This window comes from Streptomyces cyaneofuscatus, assembly GCF_000718135.1.
Lineage (GTDB): Bacteria > Actinomycetota > Actinomycetes > Streptomycetales > Streptomycetaceae > Streptomyces > Streptomyces cyaneofuscatus.
This window is the reverse complement of sequence record NZ_JOEM01000009.1, coordinates 1-16,610: the sequence shown is the minus strand read 5'-3', so window position 1 is coordinate 16,610 and position 16,610 is coordinate 1. Positions and strand designations below refer to the sequence as shown.

Here is a 16,610-nt window from a genome sequence, read left to right as displayed (position 1 = left end):
ACGGACGGACCATTTAGTCCCCCTCCCAACCGGCCCCTCCCGCCCCGCCCTTCCCGTAGGGGACGCGGCGGCGGTCGGCGGCCGGCCGCTCAGCCCTGCCGGATCTCCCCCGTGTAGATGTCGTCCTCGTCCGGCAGCTTCACCGTGACCGGCGCACCGAACCCGTACAGCAGCAGCGTCGAGACCACCGTGACCTCCGCCGCCTCCTGGCCCTCACGGCCCTCGGAGGCGAAGCTGAAGCGGTGGCGGACCTTCCGCAGCCGGCCCTCCTCGTCGAGGTACGCGTCGAACGGGACGGCGTCCTTGCTGAACCCTTTCGCCGCCGCGCTCAGCGCCCCGCGCGACTGCGGCGACGCGGCCCGCGCCGCGCGGTTCAGATCGGCGACGCCCCGGTAGTGATGCACCGTCACCCCGGCCAGCTCGGACTTCCCCTCGTACGTCACATCAGCGGCCCCGCGCAGCAGTTCGGCGGCGGCCATCGGATCGGTGACCCCGCCGGTGACGAGGTTGCCGTCCTCCAGGGCGGTCGTGTCGATCCTGACCCACTTGTCGTCGGGGACCCCGGCGCCGCGGTTCTTCATGTAGAGCGCGCCCGGCGCCAGCAGCTCGGTGATCGGGCGGCGGTCGTCCGCGCCCGCCGCGTCCGTGGGCAGCACCACCTTGAGCCGCCCCGTCTGCGTGCGGAAGTCGTACGTGCCCTCCCCGCGGATCGTCACCCGCGTCCCGCCGGCCGCCGTCTCCATCGACGTACGGGCTTCCGCGCCGCCCGCTTCGGCGAGTACGCCGGCGGCCCGGCCGAGCACATCGAGCGGGCGCTCCGCGGCCACGGCGCGCTGCCCGGAACCGTCGCTCCCACCGCCTCCGCCGCCCCCGCCGACGCACCCGGCGGTGACCGCGATCACCCCGGCCACGGCGAGGGCGCGGGCAGCGCGGGCCCCGCCTCCGTCCCTGTACTGCTGCACCACCATCGCCTGCCAACCCCCAACGAATGCCGCCCGGCCGAGCCCTCACCCGCTCCGCTTAACGACCACCGGCGCCCCCCGTCACGCCGCCCCGGCGCGTCCGCCGTGCGGGCGGGGGGTCCTGCGGCGCACGGACCCCCCGTTCGGAGGCCGTCCCCAGTACCGTGGTCGGGTGCACGAGGAACTCTCCGCCCCAGCCCGCACCACGGCCCCGCACCCCTCTTCGTGCCCCGCGCCGCCCCCGGCGGGGCACAACGCCACGACGACCGAGCGCGGCTCGTTCTGCCTGGCCCGCTGCACCTGCGGCTGGACGGGCCCCGCGCGCAGATCACGGGACCGGGCGCGCACGGACGCCGCCGAACACCTCGCGGCGTCCTGAGCGCCCCCTGACCCAGGACATGGCCTGTCCACCCCTGGCCCAGGACATGGCCGGAAACAGCACGATCCCCCAGGTGCTCGGAGCACCTGGGGGATCGTGGTGGACGTCGGTCCGACCCGGCCGGCCCGTGGGTCAGGGTCAGGGGTCAGGGTCAGGCGGCGAGGTCCTTCTCGCCCGGGTGGCCCCGCCCGGAGCCCGGCCGGGGCTCGGGGATGCCGTGCGTGTCCCCGCGCTCCTCGGCGTACGCCGCGTCAGCCGCGTCCGCCTTCTTCGACCGGACGATCCAGCCGACCCGGTCGGAGCGGGAGACCGCCGCCATCAGCGGGGTCAGCAGCGCCATCGCGAGCGGCGCCAGCAGCAGGGCGACGGCCGTGCCGAGGGCGAAGCCACCGATCACGTCGGTGGGGTAGTGGACGCCCATGTAGACGCGGCTGACGCCCGCGAAGACCGCGAGGCCGAGCGCGACGAAGCCGAACTTCCGGTTGGCCACGAAGATGCCGACGGCGAGGGCCATGGCGAGGGTGGAGTGGTCGCTGACGAACGAGTAGTCCGTCTTGCCGTGGATCAGGACCTCCAGCCCCTCGTGGTCGTTGAACGGGCGTGGCCGTTCGACGAAACCGCGGATGGGGATGTTGATCACGACCGCGAGGGCGGCGGCGAGCGGCGCCCAGACGAGCGCGGCGACGGTGGACACCGAATCCTCGGCGCTCCCGCGCTTGCGCATGCTCCACCAGCACCAGAGACCCACCAGGACGAGGCCGAACATGGTCCCGTACTCACCGACGAACTCCATGACCCGGTCGAGCCAGGTCGGAGCGGCCTTCGCCAGCCCGTTGATGCCGTAGAGCACACTGACGTCCGGGTTCGACCCTTCGAGTTCGAGTCCAGCCATCTGCTGCGGCCCCTTGCCTTGTCTGCTTCTTCTGTGGCGACGCGCGTCCATGCGCGCCACCGTGGTCGAACCCCCGCGATTCGGTGTGGTCCCGCTCCGCGCACGCATGGTCAGTGCGCATGCTGTCCGCTGTTCCTGCCCGTTCCCTGTCCAGGGAACGGCCCGGTGCCCGCCCGCGTTCCACTCTCCACCGAATGATCACCATGACGTTATCGAAGAGTGATTGGTCGTCGCAGCTCAGGGCCCAGGCTTCACGGAGAGTTCCGGCCACGGCCGACCCACCGTCAGCTCCACCGGGCCCTGTTCGAGCCGGGGAGAGATGGCTCACCCCTGCGGCAGATCCGTCGGCAGAGCGGCGGCACCGTCCTTGGTGACGCGGGTCGCACCGAAGTAGTCCGGCGTATCGATCTTGTCGAACCGGATGACCGCTCCCGTGAAGGGCGCGTTGATCATGTACCCGCCGCCGACGTACAGCCCCACGTGCCGAATAGTCCGCGAGTTGGTCAGATCGTCGGAGAAGAACACCAGATCCCCCGGGAGCAGCTCGTCCCGCGAGGGATGCGGTCCCGCGTTGTACTGGTCGTTGGCAACGCGCGGCAGCTCGATGCCCACCGTCCGGTACGCGGCCTGGGTCAGCCCGGAACAGTCGAACCGCCCCTGCTGCTCCGGCGTCCCGTTACCGCCCCACAGATACGGCGTACCGAGCTTCTTCTGCGCGAAGTAGATGGCCCCGGCCGCCTGCCGGGAGGGCGCGACGCGGCCGACGGGCCGGGCGAAGCTCTTCTCCAGCGAACGGATGATCTTTACGTAGTTCTGCGTCTCCTTATAAGGAGGCACACCGCCGTACTTGATCACGGCGTAGGCACCGGCGTTGTACGCGGCCAGCATGTTGTTCGTCGGATCGCCCGGCACCTTCTTGACGTACCCGGCGATCTCGCAGTCGTACGAGGCGGCCGAAGGGATCGCGTCGGCCGGGTCCCATACGTCCCGCTTGCCGTCACCGTTGCCGTCGATGCCGTGCGTAGCCCAGGTGCCCGGGATGAACTGCGCGATGCCCTGCGCGGCGGCAGGGCTCTGCGCCCTCGGATTCCAGCCGCTCTCCTGGTACAACTGCGCCGCCAGCAAGGCCGGGTTGATGGCGGGACAGAGGTTGCCCCACTTCTGGACCAACGACTGGAACCGCGCCGGCACCGCCCCCTTGGCGAGCGCGACGGCCCCGCCCCCGCCCGCCCCCGCGAGACCGGCGGCGGCCGAGTACGTACCGACGAGGAGCAGCGCCATGAAGGCCGCCGCCATACCCACGCCGATGCCACCGAAGACCCAGAATTTCCGCACCCCTCAACCATCCCCCATCGGGGAACGGTTCCGGGGTGTTTTCGACGGTGTGTACGAGTCATCCGCGGCACACCACCGGCGCACCCGGAGCACAGGGGGGCGGTGACGGCTCAGCAGCAACGCGCGTGACGGCGCTTCAGCTGTCGCGTCACGACCAGAAGTCGGACCGGACGTTGGGGCGGGGCAACGGATAGACCCCTTCGTAGGCAGGCCCGTTCGGCTCGGCGGTGGGAGGGGCCACCTTCGACTCCTTCACACAGGGGCTGTCCGCCTCCAGGAAGGCCTGCCCCTTCCCCCGGAAGGAGACGCTCACACCGAACCCCGCCTCCGTGACGGCGTAGACGGCGGGGAACACCTCGTCCTTGTTGACGGCCTTGATCCGGTAGTCGCTGTCCCGCCAGAAGGCCTCCGCCCGGTCCAGGAAGGTCTGGCGCCGGTCGGCGGAGACGACGGTCATGACGGCCCGCCGCCGGGTCACGCCACAGGCCCGGGTGGTGGTGGGCCCGTGGGCCCACTGGAGGTCCGGGTCGACGGCCTTCAGCACGGCATCCAGCATGGCATCGGACCGCTCGGCGGCTTCCTGCATATCCATGCTCCCGCTTCCACTCCCACTGCTGCTGCCGCCGCCGCTCATGGTGCCCTCGTTCCCGCAACCGGAGAGGGCGAGCACAAAGGCCAGGACCAGGGCCGCCGGAACGACCGCTGCTGCCCGCCTCACGTCGGTTGCTCTCGCTTCGGTTGCTCTCACTTCGGTTCCTCCATCTTGAGCCGGTCGGCGTTCCCCGACACGATCAGGGCGATGCTGTCCGCGGAGACGGCGTCGCGTTCGGGGCTGAAGTAGTTCGAGTGCGCGTCCAGGTTCACTCCGCCCCCGCCGACCAGAGGCGGCCCGTCGGCCACCGGGAAACGCCGCGCCCCGAACGCCTTGCTCGCCGGATCCTTCCCGAACCAGAGGTCGTCGTCGCCCGGATCGGCGAGATCCCCCGCCAGATAGGCCCCACCGGGCCCACCCACGACGAGCCCGACCCCGCCCACGACGACCTGGGCCTTCGACGGCAGCTTGGTCACCAGGTCGTTGGCGGCGGCCCCGACGAAGACGTGCCGGCTTCCGACGCCGAGCTCCACGGCATGGTCGACCCCGACCCCCGGACTGCCGACGAGGATGATGTCGTCGACGCCGGGTATCCCGCCCGGCACGGCGGCCGCGGCACCGACCGTCCGGGACCCGTAGGAGTGCCCGACGGCGGTCAGATGAGGGTCCTCGTTCCCGTTGGTCGCGGCGATCCCGCCCATGAAGTCGCGGTAGGCGAGGCCGCCCTTCTCGGCCCGGGCCGTCCCCATGACGGCGAAGTACCCGGCGACCCCGTCACCGTCCGGGAGCTGCGGGGCGTCGTAGCCGAGCCAGACGATGGAGGCGGTGGACTCGTCGTACCCCTGGGCGCCGATGGCGGTGTCACGGGCCCGCCCGAGGTCATTCTTGGCGAACTCCTCATCGAGGGAGGTGTTGAGCCCCGGGACGTACGCCGACACGTGCCGGGACGCGTCCGGATTCCCGAACGACACGATGGCGCGCCCGTTCCCCTCATCACCGATCCCGATGAGATACATGGGCGGCTGCCCGTTCTCCTTGAGCTGCCGGTCGATCTCGCGGAGCCCGGCGAGCTGCTTGCGAGCCTTGTCGGTGTCGGTGCCCTCCAGCTTCCGGATGAGCTCGGGAAGGTTCTTCCGGTTGGCGGCGTCACGGGCGGCGACGGGGATGCCGTCGAGGTTCCCGATCCGCTCGGGGGTGAGCTCGATGTACCGCTCGCGCCGCTCGGGGGAGAGCCCGTCCCACCAGGCCTTGCGCTGGTGCGGGGTGGCGTTCTGCGGGATCCGCGCGTCGAGGTACCGCCGCTCGTCCTCCCGCACCTGCTGGTCGACCCGCGCCCCGGCCCCGGGGAGCCCGAGCGCGGCACCGCCGCCACCGACGGCCCTGTTCCACTCCCACGCGGCACCGACGTGGTCGCCGCGCCCCCACTTCTCACGCGCGCCCCGGGAGTCCCGCTCCCACTGCTCGACGATGCGGCGCCCGCTCTCACCGGGGCTGAGGACGGCGCCGGCGACGCCGCGGAGGTCCTGGCCGAGCCCATCACCGAGGAAGCCGTCGAGGAAGGTGGGGCTGGTCCGGGGGCCGGAGGGCCGACCGGCTCCGCCGGAGCCACCGGACCTACCCGCGTCGACGTCGGGGAAGGTGGAGGTCTCCGTCCCCCCAGACCCACCCGACCCCGAGGAGGCCCCCTCCCCACCACCCGTACCGCCGCCCCCTGAGCTCGCACCGGAGCCGGCCTCACCACCGGAGACCCGCCCGGAATCAACACCGGAACCGGCCTCACCACCGGAGACTCGCCCGGAATCAGCACCGGAGCCCTCAGCACCGCCACCCCCATCGCCGGATCCACCGCCACCCCCCGGCCCGGCGATGACGTCACTCCCAGCCGCAGGGCACGAGCTGCCGGTCAGAGAGCAGATGGCGGCACGCATCTCCGCGGTGAGCTGCTGCCCGATCCCGGCGGCCGTCATCGCGCCGACGAGGGCGACGACCACCAGCACCAGCCCGAGGTACTCCAGAGCGCTCTGCCCACCGTCGCGGCGCAGCCTCACCATCCGGGCCAGGCTGAACGACCGCCGCCCGGCCCGTTCCCCCGGCCCGAGCCGGAACCACCGCCGGCACCCCGGCCGCGCAAGCAACAAGGCAACCGCCACGGGCAACGCCAACCGCGCGACCCCTTGCGCCCCGGCCCCACTGCTCAGCTCAGCAACCGCACCGAGGACGAGCCACACCTGCACGCCGAAGAGCCCGCGCCGGACGCCGACGCCGCCGGTACGGACGTACAGGGACAGCACGAAGGCGCTGATGCCGGGTAAGGAGGCGTAGAGCAGTAACCCGATCAGATGCCCGTCCACGGCATCCACCGAGGACGCCGTGGAGAGAGCTCCGATCGCACCCACGAGCATTGCGACGAACTGCAACTGAACAAGGATCAGGACCGCCTGCAACGACCGAGGCATGCACCGCCCGCCCGACCCGACGGTGGCAGCGCTTACATCGACGCCAGCAGAAGCCGCACTTCCTTGTATGCCGGACAAGGGCAGTCCCCTACCTCGTGAGTGGGCGGCACAGCAACAGATCAGTCACTCCGCGTATGCGACCACGCGAGCGAGGGACGGGACATGGGCCCGTAGACCCAATACCGGGCTCAAAGCCCTTTCCCGGTAGGCGAGTTGAGCCAACTTGCCCCAGTCAGCGTCCGGACGTCACGCCGACTTCCGGCGCCTCCGCCGACCAGAAGTCGGAGTGGATGTTGGGGCGGGGGATGAACTCCCCTTCGTAGAGGGGCGCGGTCGCCTTGGTGGTGGGGTCAGCCACTGCGGACTCACGCACGCATGGGGTGTCCACCTGGAAGAAGGCTTGCCCCTTGCCGCCAATGCGAAGCCTTACGCCGAATCCATCAGGTGTCCGGGCATAGACGGCGGGGAATTCTGCATCGTTGTTCACGGCCGTCATGCGATACCCACTCTTGCGCCAGAACCGGTCGACAACCCCTAAGAGATTCCCTCTACGCGCGGCGGAGATATCCGTCATCACGACACGTCTGCGCGACACGTCGCAACTACCCACCGTTGTCGGGCCATGCGCCCATCGAAGCTCTGGCTGAATCTCTCCTAGCACGGCATCAAGGATCGCATCAGATCGCTCCGCCGCCGTCTTCATGTCCATGTTCGCCCCCCTATCCATCGCACACCCAACCGCTACTAGCCCAATAGAACCGGCAATCAACAAAGATCGAAGGAAACGCCTCAACGCCCACCCTCCTGCTTGACCTGATGACCGCGGCCTGCCACAACCATTGCAATGCTGTCAGCCGACGCTGAATCCAGCTTCGGATTGAAATACTGCGAGTGGGCATCAAGAGTGACGCGTCCCAAGCCGATCAGAGGCGGCCCCGGATCCACCGTAAAGCGCCGCGCACCGAAGTCCTCACTCGCTGGATCCTTGCCGAACCAAAGGTCATCATCACCGGGATGGACAACATCCACCGCCAAGGATCCTGCGGGCCCGAGGGCGCGCCCTGCGGCTGCGAGCAGCCCCTGCTCCTTGGAGGGAAGGCGAGTCACCACGTCATTGTCCGCAGCGCCGACGAATACGTGATCCTTCCCGATTCCGAGGTCCTCCGCACGGTCCACGCCAAGCCCAGGGCTACCGACCAGAACAATGTCATCAACCCCAGGGATGCCGCCACCTTGTTGCGTTGCCGCTCCGACCGTTCGCGAACCATACGAGTGCCCAATAGCCGTCATGTGTGGATCGCCATGATCATTCGAAGCCTCCAGCCCGGACATAAACCCCCGGAACGCATGGGCCCCGGTCTCCGCCCTCTCGGTGCTGGCAACAGCCAAGCTATTCAGCCCGTCAGGACTCTGAGGTGCGTCGTATCCCAGCCAAACGATCGCCGCTGTTGAATGATCGATTTCTCTGGCAGCTGCGGCCGTGTCACGTGCCCGCTTCAGATCACCCCTGGCGAATTCCTCATCCAACGACGTATTCAGCCCCGGCACATACGCCGCCACATTCCGCGACGCATCCGGATTCCCGTACGAAACGATCGCCCGCCCATTCCCCTGATCCCCGATCCCGAGCAGATACATCGGCGGCTCCCCCGGCTCCCGTACCGCCCGCAGCTGCCGGTCGATCTCCCGCAGCGCCGCCAGCTTCGTCACCGCATCGCCGTCGTCCCGACCCGCCAGCTTCCCCATCAACAGCTGGAGGTTGTCCCGGTTCGCCGCGTCACGGACCAACGCCGGGATCCCGTCCAGGTTGCCGATCTGGTCCGGGTACACCGCGAGGTACTCCTCACGCTGTTCGTCCGTCAGCCCCGCCCACCACGCCTTCCGCCCGGCCGGAGACGCGTCGTGCGGGATCCCCTGCGCCAGGTACCCGTGCGCCGCCTGCCGCACCGCCGCCGCATCGCCCGCGGCGTCCGTCCATGTCGCGGTGGGCACACTCAGGCCGTCCTCCGCCTTCAGCCCCCGCAGGATCTTCGCGTACCGCCAGTCCACATCGGCCGCCGTCCGCACCGCTCGGGCGACCCGGTCCGCGATGTCCTGGGCCTTCGCGGCGTTCGGGTTGGGCGCGACGAGCCCGGAGGGGCCGGCCAGCCCCGGGTTCGGGACTCCGGACGCCCGCCCACCCGCCAACGGCTTACCGTCGACCAGGCCCTCGCCCGCCGCCGGGTACGTCACCGACCCGTCCGGATGCACCGTGAATTTCAGGGCCGCCGCATCGTCGAGCGCCCTCTGAAGAACGCGCTGCTGGGCCTTCATCTCATGGGCCAGGCTGTTCAGCGTGGTCCGCAGCAGCCCGCACTCCGTATAGATGTACTGGAAGTTCATCGACAGCCGGCGCAACCGCCTGACGGCGGCCCGGGACGCCTCGCCCTTCTGCGTCCGGCGCAGATCGTCGACGAGCTGGGTGTCGATACGGTCCCGGGCGGCATCGGCACGGTTACCGGCCCGCCCCCACCCGTCGGCCGCCTCCTCCAACTCGGCGCACTTCACCTCACGTAACTTCGCCCACGTCAGAGTCGCCCCCAACGCGCTCAGCCCGCCCGGCCCGCTCACGACTTCCCACCCGAGGCTGCGCCCGATCCCGCTCCCGCCCCAGGCCCCAGACCCGGCCCCGAGCCCGGACCCGCCACCCTCACCCCATCAAACGACCCCTTCACGGCTTCGTTCACCTCGGCCTGAGTGACGGTCACCGCCCGCAGCTTCCCGGCCAGGCTCCGGCACTCGTCGCGGGCGGTATCGATCCGCCGCTCCCACGAGGCCCGTACGGTGCCCAGCTCGGCCAGCGCCGACAGTTCCCCGGCCCCGGCAGTCAAGCCCTGGTGCGCCCGCCCCAACTCCGCCTTCACCGGACCGAAGTGCGCGACCAGCCCCTCGGCCCCGCCGGCGGCCCGCATCCACGGCCCATCGCTGTGCTGCAGATCACCGCCGCCACCAGCACCCCCACCACCACCGCCACCATCCGTCCCACCCCGCGGCTCGACCCACCACCACGGCCGGTCACCGCCCGGCTGCGCCAGCACACCCACTCCGCTCACACCGCTCACCCCGTTCCTCGATCGTGGAGCGGCACTGTGCCAAAAGCGGCATGGCCGACATGCCGTCCACCGGCGCCACAGGGCGGCACGGCCGGGGCAGGCGCCGCGCGATCACAGGGCTTCTCGCCGCACCGGGCGACCACGGGATTCACCCGGACGATGGACGCGGGGCGTCCTCCACCCCTGCGGACAACCCGCCCTGACGGCGCATCGCCCCGGCTCACCGGCGCACCACCGGCCCTCTAACGGCGCATACGAACACGCCGTGCCCCACCAACGCTGCAACCGCATCAGGAACCCATGGCCACCGTCGTTGCTCGCGGTCACACCGCGTGATACACAGAGTAACCAGGCATATGCGTGTGGATACCGGGACGAGCCGCAGGTCAGGGGGGCCGTGTCGGTCGAACGTGCGAGATCCGGGTAAAGAGACCGGGAAGGCGTCGTGCGAGGGCGGTTTCATCAGCGAAGATAGAAGGCAACCCGTGCCACACGGGCGCGGACAGCTAACTACCCAACAGGGGCGGTGACTTACATGATCCTGGCAGCAGAGAAGGGCGACATCACCACCATCATCGGCGGAATCGCTCCCAACTGGGGGCCGTTCGGCACGCTGGGCAACGAGGCGCGCATCATGATCGAGGTGGTGATGGCGATCGCCATCCTGCTCTGCCTCGGCATCGCGATCTGGGGCGCGGCGAAGCAGCGCATCGGGGCGACGGCGCTGCGCGACACGTTCAGCGCGGAACAGGGCAAGGGCCTGATCGTGGCGGGACTGACCGGGGTCTTCATCATCGGCTCCCTGGGCACTCTCTTCACCATCGTGTACGGAATGGCTGTCTGACCGGCCGTCGGCCAGCCCGCACCGGGCCGTCCCCGCCCGCTCCCCACCATCCGTCCGTCGTGCCCACCGGCTGAGGTTGCGTCTCCCTGATGTCGAGTCACTCCACCGCGCTCACGCGGCAACCAGCACAGCTACCGTCGTCATGCGCGGAACCGCACACGACCGAGGGAGCGAACGCGGCATGAGTCCCGGCGACGAGCACGACTACCGCGGCATGGACCAGGGCGGGCGCGCGGACGACCCGTACAGCACCCTCGGCGGCACCCGCCAGACCCGTACCCGCCTCCCGGACGGCGACGCGGGCCATCCCCACGCCCGCCGGCCCGTCCGGAACTCACGCTCCCTCGTCACGATCACCGGCGTGGTGGTCCTCCTCATCGCCGCGATCGCCTTCGCCAACCGGGGCGGTACGAGCAACGACGACAGCGCGTCCCCGGGCACGAAGAACCCGGGGACGGCGGGCTCGGCACCCACCGCCGCCACCGGCACCAAGCCGGTCCAGGGCAAGAACGGAACAATCGCCTCCGGCTTCGCCCAGGACGAGCAGGGAGCGCAGAGCGCGGCGGCGAACTACTCGGTCGCGCTGGTCTCCGCAGAGATCCTCAAGCCTGATCAGCGCACCGAGATCGTGCGTCGCATCTTCACCAGTGACAAAGCTGACGAGCTGAAAGTCAGGTTCGATCAGGCGTACGACAAGGAGTTTCTCGACAAGATCGGCTTGGACGCAGAAGGTAACGCGGCTGCCGGTCTCACCTACGTGTCGAGGACAGCTCCGGTCGGAACCAAGTTGACCGAATACTCTCCTGCAACCGCGACTGTCGAGGTCTGGTGCACCGGCGTCTTCGGGACGGCCGGCGTCAGCTCGACCAATCCGGTCAGCAACGACTGGTTCACCATGACCTTGAAGCTTCGCTGGGCAGACGGGGACTGGAAGGTCGAGAGTTTCGCGCAGAAGGACGGCCCTGCCCCCGTGAACACCGACCGCACGGCTTCCAACGCTGACGAGATCGCCAAAGCAGTCGAGGAATTCGGGGGGTTCACCTATGCCCGCTAACTCAGGCAGGGCAGGCCGAGTCGCCGCTTTGCTGGGCGGCCTGCAGGCCGTCACGCTGATCACCGCATCTCGTGCCGTGGCCGCAGAACCTTCGCCGACGCCGAGCCCCACCCCGTCCGACCAGGACAGGTGCGACCTCATCGTCGGCCCCGCCAAGGACTACTGCGAAGGCGGCGAAGGCGCCGGCTCGCGCGCCCCGACCGACATCGACAACCCCGCCGACCCCCTCACCTCCCTCGCCCAAGGCTGCGCCGACGCCGCAGCCTGGATCGTCGGAAAGCTCAGCGAGGCCGTCGAGTCCACGGCCAACGTCGACTTCACCAACCCCAAGTTCCTCCAGCAGTACGCCGTCATCTTCGCGGCCTCCACCATCCTCACCCTCGTCCTCTGGCTCCTCGCCGTCACCAAGCGGGCCATCCGCGGCGTCCCCCTCACCACCGCGATCTCCGAGGCCGTCGGCTTCCTCTGGCTCACCGTCCTCGCCTCGGCCTTCACGCCGCTGATCCTCTACACGATCGTCTCCGCCACCGACGGCGTCACCGAGGTCATCGCCTCCTCCACCGGCGGCCAGACCGACGTCTTCTTCGGGTCGTTCGCCGAGGCCCTCAAGAAGGGCACCGACATCGGCGGCGGGCCGATCATGCTGATCGTCGTCTCGCTCGTCTCGATCGTCGCGGCCGGCGTCCTGTGGCTGGAGCTCGTCATCCGCGCCGCCCTGCTCTACGTCGGCGCCCTCCTCGGCATCGTCGTCTACGCCGGTCTCGTCGACAAGAACATGTGGGGCCACGTCCGCCGCTGGGCCGGCATCATGATCGCGGTGATCATGGTCAAGCCGGTCATCGTGATCGTTCTCGGCCTCGCCGGAGCACTCTCCGCGGGCGACGGACCCGACGCCTTCTCCGCCGTCGTCTCCGGCCTCGCCATCATCCTGCTGGCCATCTTCGCCTCCGCCATGATCTACCGCTTCGTCCCCGGCTTCGGCGACGAGATCCAGGGCGCCCGCACCAACCGCAAGCAGGCCACCGACGGCGCCCAGGCCGCCGCCCTCATCAGCTCCCCGGCCGCCCTCGTCTCCCAGGGCATCAAGACCCACAGCGGCCGCACCGACCAGAACAGCGGAGGCGGCGGAGGCGGCGCCCGCCCCTCCAACCCGGCCAGCGGCGGCGTCGCCGCACACAGCTCCCGCACCTCCGGTGGCGGCGGGGGCGGGGTCGGCGGCGGATCTGTCCCCTCCGCCGCACCCTCGCCCCGCAGCGGCGGCTCAGGCCCCACCTCCGGCACCCCCCACGGCAGCCGCTCCTTCAGGGGCGGCTCAGGCAACACAGGTAACTCGAGCACAGGAGGTGGAGGGCGTTGACGACTCAGTCCCACACGATGACGCCCCGCCGTACGTATCTCATCGGCCGCGCCCGGCCGAACGCGATCGTCGGCAAGAACCGCGAGACCGGCGAGATCGCCCTGATCATCGTCGGCGCGTTCCTCGGCATGATGAGCGGACTCCTCGTCCCCGTCCTCTCCCTCCGCATCGTCTGCCTCGTCGGCTTCCCGATGCTGGCCCTCGCCATCGTGTACGTCCCGTACAAGGGCCGCACGTTCTACAAGTGGTTCGAGATCAACCGCAGCTTCAAGCGCTCCCTGCGCCGCGGCACCGTCTACCGCTCCGGCGCCATGGAGGCCGGCGTCAGCGCCGACGGCCGCGAGGTCGAGATCGGCCCGCCCCCCGGCATCGGCCGCATCAGCTGGCTCGCCGCCCCCTTCGGCCCCGACGAGATCGCCGTACTCCTCCACGCCGACCGCCGCACCGTCACCGCCGCCATCGAGATCGAGGGCCCTGGCGTCGGCCTCCGCGACAGCGAGGACCAGGAAGCCCTGGTCGACCGGTTCGGCACCCTCCTCAAGCACGTGGCCAACGGCGACGGCTTCGTCACCCGCCTCCAGATGCTCGCCCGCACCCTCCCCGCCGACCCCGACGCCCACGCCAAGGACGTCGCCCAGCGCGGCGACAAGGCCTCCCCCGGCTGGCTCCAGGACTCCTACGACCAGCTCCAGTCCATGGTCTCCACCTCCAGCGAGCAGCACCGCGCCTACCTCGTCGCCTGCATGCACTACAGCCGCGAGCTCGCCGCCGAGGCCAACGCCATCGCCCGCGCCGCCCGCCCCCACGGCGGCCGCAAGCTCGACCGCGACGCCGGACTCGCCATCGTCATGGCCCGCGAGCTCACCGACATCTGCGCCCGCCTCGCCGAGGCCGACATCCGGGTACGCCAGCCGCTCGGCCAGAGCCGCCTGGCCTCCCTCGTGCACTCCATGTACGACCCCGACCACCCCATCGACCACATCCAGGCGATGACCAAGCGCAACGCCTGGCCCGCCGAACTGGACGCGGTCGAGCCCACGTTCCTCCAGGCCAAGACCCGCGAGTCCACCACCCGCGCCCCCTGGTGCCACGCCACGGCCTGGGTGAAGGAGTGGCCGATGACCCCCGTCGGCGTCAACTTCCTCGCCCCGCTCCTCGTCCACACCCCCGACGTCATCCGTACGGTCGCCGTCTGCATGGACCTCGAACCCACCGAGGTCGCCATCGAACGCATGCTGACCGAGAAGACCAACGACGACGCCGAGGCCAGCCGCCAGGCCAAGATGAACCGCACCGTCGACCCCCGCGACATCGCCGCCCACGGCCGGCTCGACCAGCGGGGTGAAGATCTCGCCAGCGGCGCGGCCGGGGTCAACCTGGTGGGGTACATCACGGTGTCGTCCCGTTCACCCGAGGCCCTCGCCCGCGACAAGCGCACGATCCGCGCCTCGGCCGGCAAGTCCTACCTCAAGCTGGAGTGGTGCGACCGCGAACACCACCGCGCCTTCGTGAACACGCTCCCGTTCGCCACCGGCATCCGCCGCTGACACCGGCACCACCCGCAAGATCAGCTGACACCGGCACCACCCGCAAGACCAACACAGCCACCCGCGACAAGAGAGGGCACCCACGCCATGCGAGACCCCCTGTCCGCATTGTCGGATGCCTTCACCTCCTTCCTCTTCGGCAAGGTGGAGACGACCCGCCTCCCCGTCCGTACGTCGACGGGCCAGGCCCAGGCCGTCTACCTGCCCACCGCCGCCCCCGGCCTCGGCGACTCCGGCGTGATCATCGGCCGCGAGGTCTACAGCGGCAAGGGCTACATCTACGATCCCTTCCAGCTGTACGGGCAGCAGCTCCCCGCCCCCCACTGGCTCGTGCTCGGCGAGTCCGGCAACGGCAAGTCGGCGCTGGAGAAGACGTACGTCCTGCGCCAGCTCCGCTTCCGCGACCGCCAGGTCGTCGTCCTCGACGCCCAGGGCGAGGACGGCGTCGGCGAGTGGAACCTCATCGCCCAGGAGCTGGGCATAACCCCCATCCGCCTGGACCCGACCGCCGCCCTCAACGGCGGCATCCGCCTCAACCCCCTCGACCCCTCCATCACCACCACCGGCCAGCTCGCCCTCCTCCGTACGATCATCGAAGTCGCCATGGGCCACGGGCTCGACGAGCGTTCCGGCTTCGCGCTGAAGGTCGCCCACGCCTACGTGACCGCGACCATCACAGAACGCCAGCCGGTCCTGATGGACATCGTCGAGCAACTGCGCCACCCCAAGCCCGAGTCCGCCGAGGCGATGAACGTCGACATAGACGATGTACGGGCCTGGGGCCTGGACGTCGCCCTCGTCCTGGACCGGCTCGTCGACGGTGACCTGCGCGGCATGTTCGACGGTCCCACCACCGTCGGCATCGACCTGGACGCGCCCCTCATCGTCTTCGACCTCTCGCACATCGACCGCAACTCGATCGCGATGCCGATCCTGATGGCGATCGTCGGCGTCTGGCTGGAGCACACCTGGATCCGGCCCGACCGCAAGAAGCGCATCTTTCTGGTCGAAGAGGCGTGGCACATCATCAACTCCCCCTTCGTCGCCCAGCTCTTCCAGCGCCTGCTGAAGTTCGGACGCCGGCTCGGCCTCTCGTTCGTCGCCGTCGTCCACCACCTCAGCGACGTCGTGGACGGAGCCGCGGCGAAGGAAGCGGCGGCCATCCTCAAGATGGCCTCCACCCGCACGATCTACGCCCAGAAATCCGACGAGGCACGCGCCACCGGCCGGGTCATCGGCCTGCCCCGCTGGGCGGTCGAGATCATCCCGACCCTCACCCCGGGCATCGCCGTCTGGGACGTCAACGGCAACGTACAGGTCGTCAAACACCTGATCACCGAAGCCGAACGCCCCCTCGTCTTCACCGACCGCGCCATGACCGAGGGCTCGTCGGACGACCTGCTCCCGGAGGACATCCGCGCCGCGGAGCTGGAGGCGGAGCAACGGGCGGCCCGGATCGAGAACCAGCAGCGCATCGACGACTCGTCCCGGTCCACGGTGGCCTGACATGGCCCGCCGAGCAGCCCACGGCCCCGTCCCCGAGCGGGGCGACCGGTACCGCCCCCGCCACGAGGACTCCCGCAGCGGCGGCGGCGTCCCCGACGGCCTGCTGGTCGGCCTGATCGGCTTCCTGTTCGCGGCGACCCTGCTCGCCTGGACGGCCACCGGCCTGGCCGGCCTCCTCGCGCACGGCTCCTGGCCGGACGGCGTCACGTTCACCCAGACCCCCCTCGCGCTGCGCGAACTGGCCACCGGCCCACAGGACCTCCCCGGCGCCTGGCCCCACACGCCCGCCGCCCAGCTCTCCGGCTACGGCCTGTTCTGGGGCCTGTTCATCGGCGAGCTGATGGTGCTGGTGGTCCTGACCGTGTTCGTCCTGGGGTCCGTGGCCCGATGGCGGGCCGTACGGGAACGGCGCCGCGAGGAACGCCGGTACGGGACACCTCACGAGGCGCAGGAGACGCACGAGGCGTACGAGCCCCGAGAGACCCACCAACCCCACGAGGCCCCAGCCCCAGCCGCGCCCCAGCCCCAGCCCCAGCCCCAGCCCCAGCCCCAGCCCCAGCCCCAGCCACCGTCCACCCCCTCCCTGGCCAAGGG

At 70.2% G+C, this 16,610-nt stretch carries 14 protein-coding genes and 1 pseudogene; 7 read left to right on the top strand and 8 right to left on the bottom strand.

Annotated elements, in window-relative coordinates; translation table 11 throughout:
- Positions 1-89: 89 nt before the first annotated feature.
- Positions 90-968: an SCO4651 family lipoprotein gene (locus tag IF17_RS0116415; protein WP_030566593.1), complete on the bottom strand. Its 879-nt coding sequence runs from the start codon at positions 966-968 to the stop codon at positions 90-92.
- Positions 969-1,134: 166 nt separating this feature from the next.
- Here IF17_RS0116415 and IF17_RS1000000137815 point away from each other — a divergent pair, with 166 nt between their 5' ends.
- Positions 1,135-1,341 (top strand): hypothetical protein, encoded by a 207-nt coding sequence (locus tag IF17_RS1000000137815; RefSeq protein ID WP_032772066.1) that lies wholly within the window; start codon positions 1,135-1,137, stop codon positions 1,339-1,341.
- Positions 1,342-1,492: 151 nt separating this feature from the next.
- On the opposite strand, the gene IF17_RS0116410 is transcribed toward IF17_RS1000000137815, so the two are convergent.
- From IF17_RS0116410 to IF17_RS0116380, 7 genes are all read right to left on the bottom strand, one after another.
- Positions 1,493-2,233: a phosphatase PAP2 family protein gene (locus IF17_RS0116410; protein WP_030566591.1), complete on the bottom strand. Its 741-nt coding sequence runs from the start codon at positions 2,231-2,233 to the stop codon at positions 1,493-1,495.
- A 324-nt stretch (positions 2,234-2,557) separates the two neighbouring features.
- Positions 2,558-3,529: a C40 family peptidase gene (locus tag IF17_RS0116405; RefSeq protein ID WP_051884047.1), complete on the bottom strand. Its 972-nt coding sequence runs from the start codon at positions 3,527-3,529 to the stop codon at positions 2,558-2,560.
- A 187-nt stretch (positions 3,530-3,716) separates the two neighbouring features.
- On the bottom strand, positions 3,717-4,286 hold the full coding sequence (locus IF17_RS0116400; protein WP_030566587.1) for a hypothetical protein: 570 nt from the start codon (positions 4,284-4,286) through the stop codon (positions 3,717-3,719).
- A gap of 26 nt (positions 4,287-4,312) precedes the next feature.
- Positions 4,313-6,616, bottom strand: coding sequence for an alpha/beta hydrolase (locus tag IF17_RS0116395; protein ID WP_030566585.1), 2,304 nt, complete (start codon positions 6,614-6,616; stop codon positions 4,313-4,315).
- Between the two features lie 232 nt (positions 6,617-6,848).
- On the bottom strand, positions 6,849-7,325 hold the full coding sequence (locus IF17_RS0116390; protein WP_032772063.1) for a hypothetical protein: 477 nt from the start codon (positions 7,323-7,325) through the stop codon (positions 6,849-6,851).
- 80 nt (positions 7,326-7,405) lie between these two features.
- Positions 7,406-9,208 (bottom strand): alpha/beta hydrolase, encoded by a 1,803-nt coding sequence (locus IF17_RS0116385; RefSeq protein WP_030566582.1) that lies wholly within the window; start codon positions 9,206-9,208, stop codon positions 7,406-7,408.
- Between the two features lie 14 nt (positions 9,209-9,222).
- Positions 9,223-9,708: a hypothetical protein gene (locus IF17_RS0116380; RefSeq protein ID WP_342342167.1), complete on the bottom strand. Its 486-nt coding sequence runs from the start codon at positions 9,706-9,708 to the stop codon at positions 9,223-9,225.
- A 535-nt stretch (positions 9,709-10,243) separates the two neighbouring features.
- Between IF17_RS0116380 and IF17_RS0116375 the strand changes: the two genes are divergently transcribed.
- From IF17_RS0116375 to IF17_RS0116350, 6 genes and pseudogenes are all read left to right on the top strand, one after another.
- A complete protein-coding gene (locus tag IF17_RS0116375) occupies positions 10,244-10,552 on the top strand; it encodes a hypothetical protein (RefSeq protein ID WP_015610155.1) in 309 nt (102 codons plus the stop codon).
- Positions 10,553-10,733: 181 nt separating this feature from the next.
- A complete protein-coding gene (locus IF17_RS0116370; RefSeq protein WP_030566578.1) occupies positions 10,734-11,606 on the top strand; it encodes a DUF8175 domain-containg protein in 873 nt (290 codons plus the stop codon).
- Complete coding sequence (locus tag IF17_RS0116365) at positions 11,596-12,963, top strand: hypothetical protein (protein ID WP_030566576.1); 1,368 nt, start codon at positions 11,596-11,598, stop codon at positions 12,961-12,963. Before IF17_RS0116370 ends, IF17_RS0116365 begins: the two co-directional genes overlap by 11 nt.
- Positions 12,960-14,510, top strand: a complete 1,551-nt coding sequence (locus IF17_RS0116360) for an SCO6880 family protein (protein WP_030566574.1) — start codon at positions 12,960-12,962, stop codon at positions 14,508-14,510. The genes IF17_RS0116365 and IF17_RS0116360 overlap by 4 nt, the downstream gene beginning before the upstream one ends.
- Positions 14,511-14,597: 87 nt before the next feature.
- Positions 14,598-16,016, top strand: coding sequence for an ATP-binding protein (locus IF17_RS0116355; protein WP_030566572.1), 1,419 nt, complete (start codon positions 14,598-14,600; stop codon positions 16,014-16,016).
- Between the two features lies 1 nt (position 16,017).
- Positions 16,018-16,610, top strand: a pseudogene (locus IF17_RS0116350) (type VI secretion protein); the annotation flags it as partial.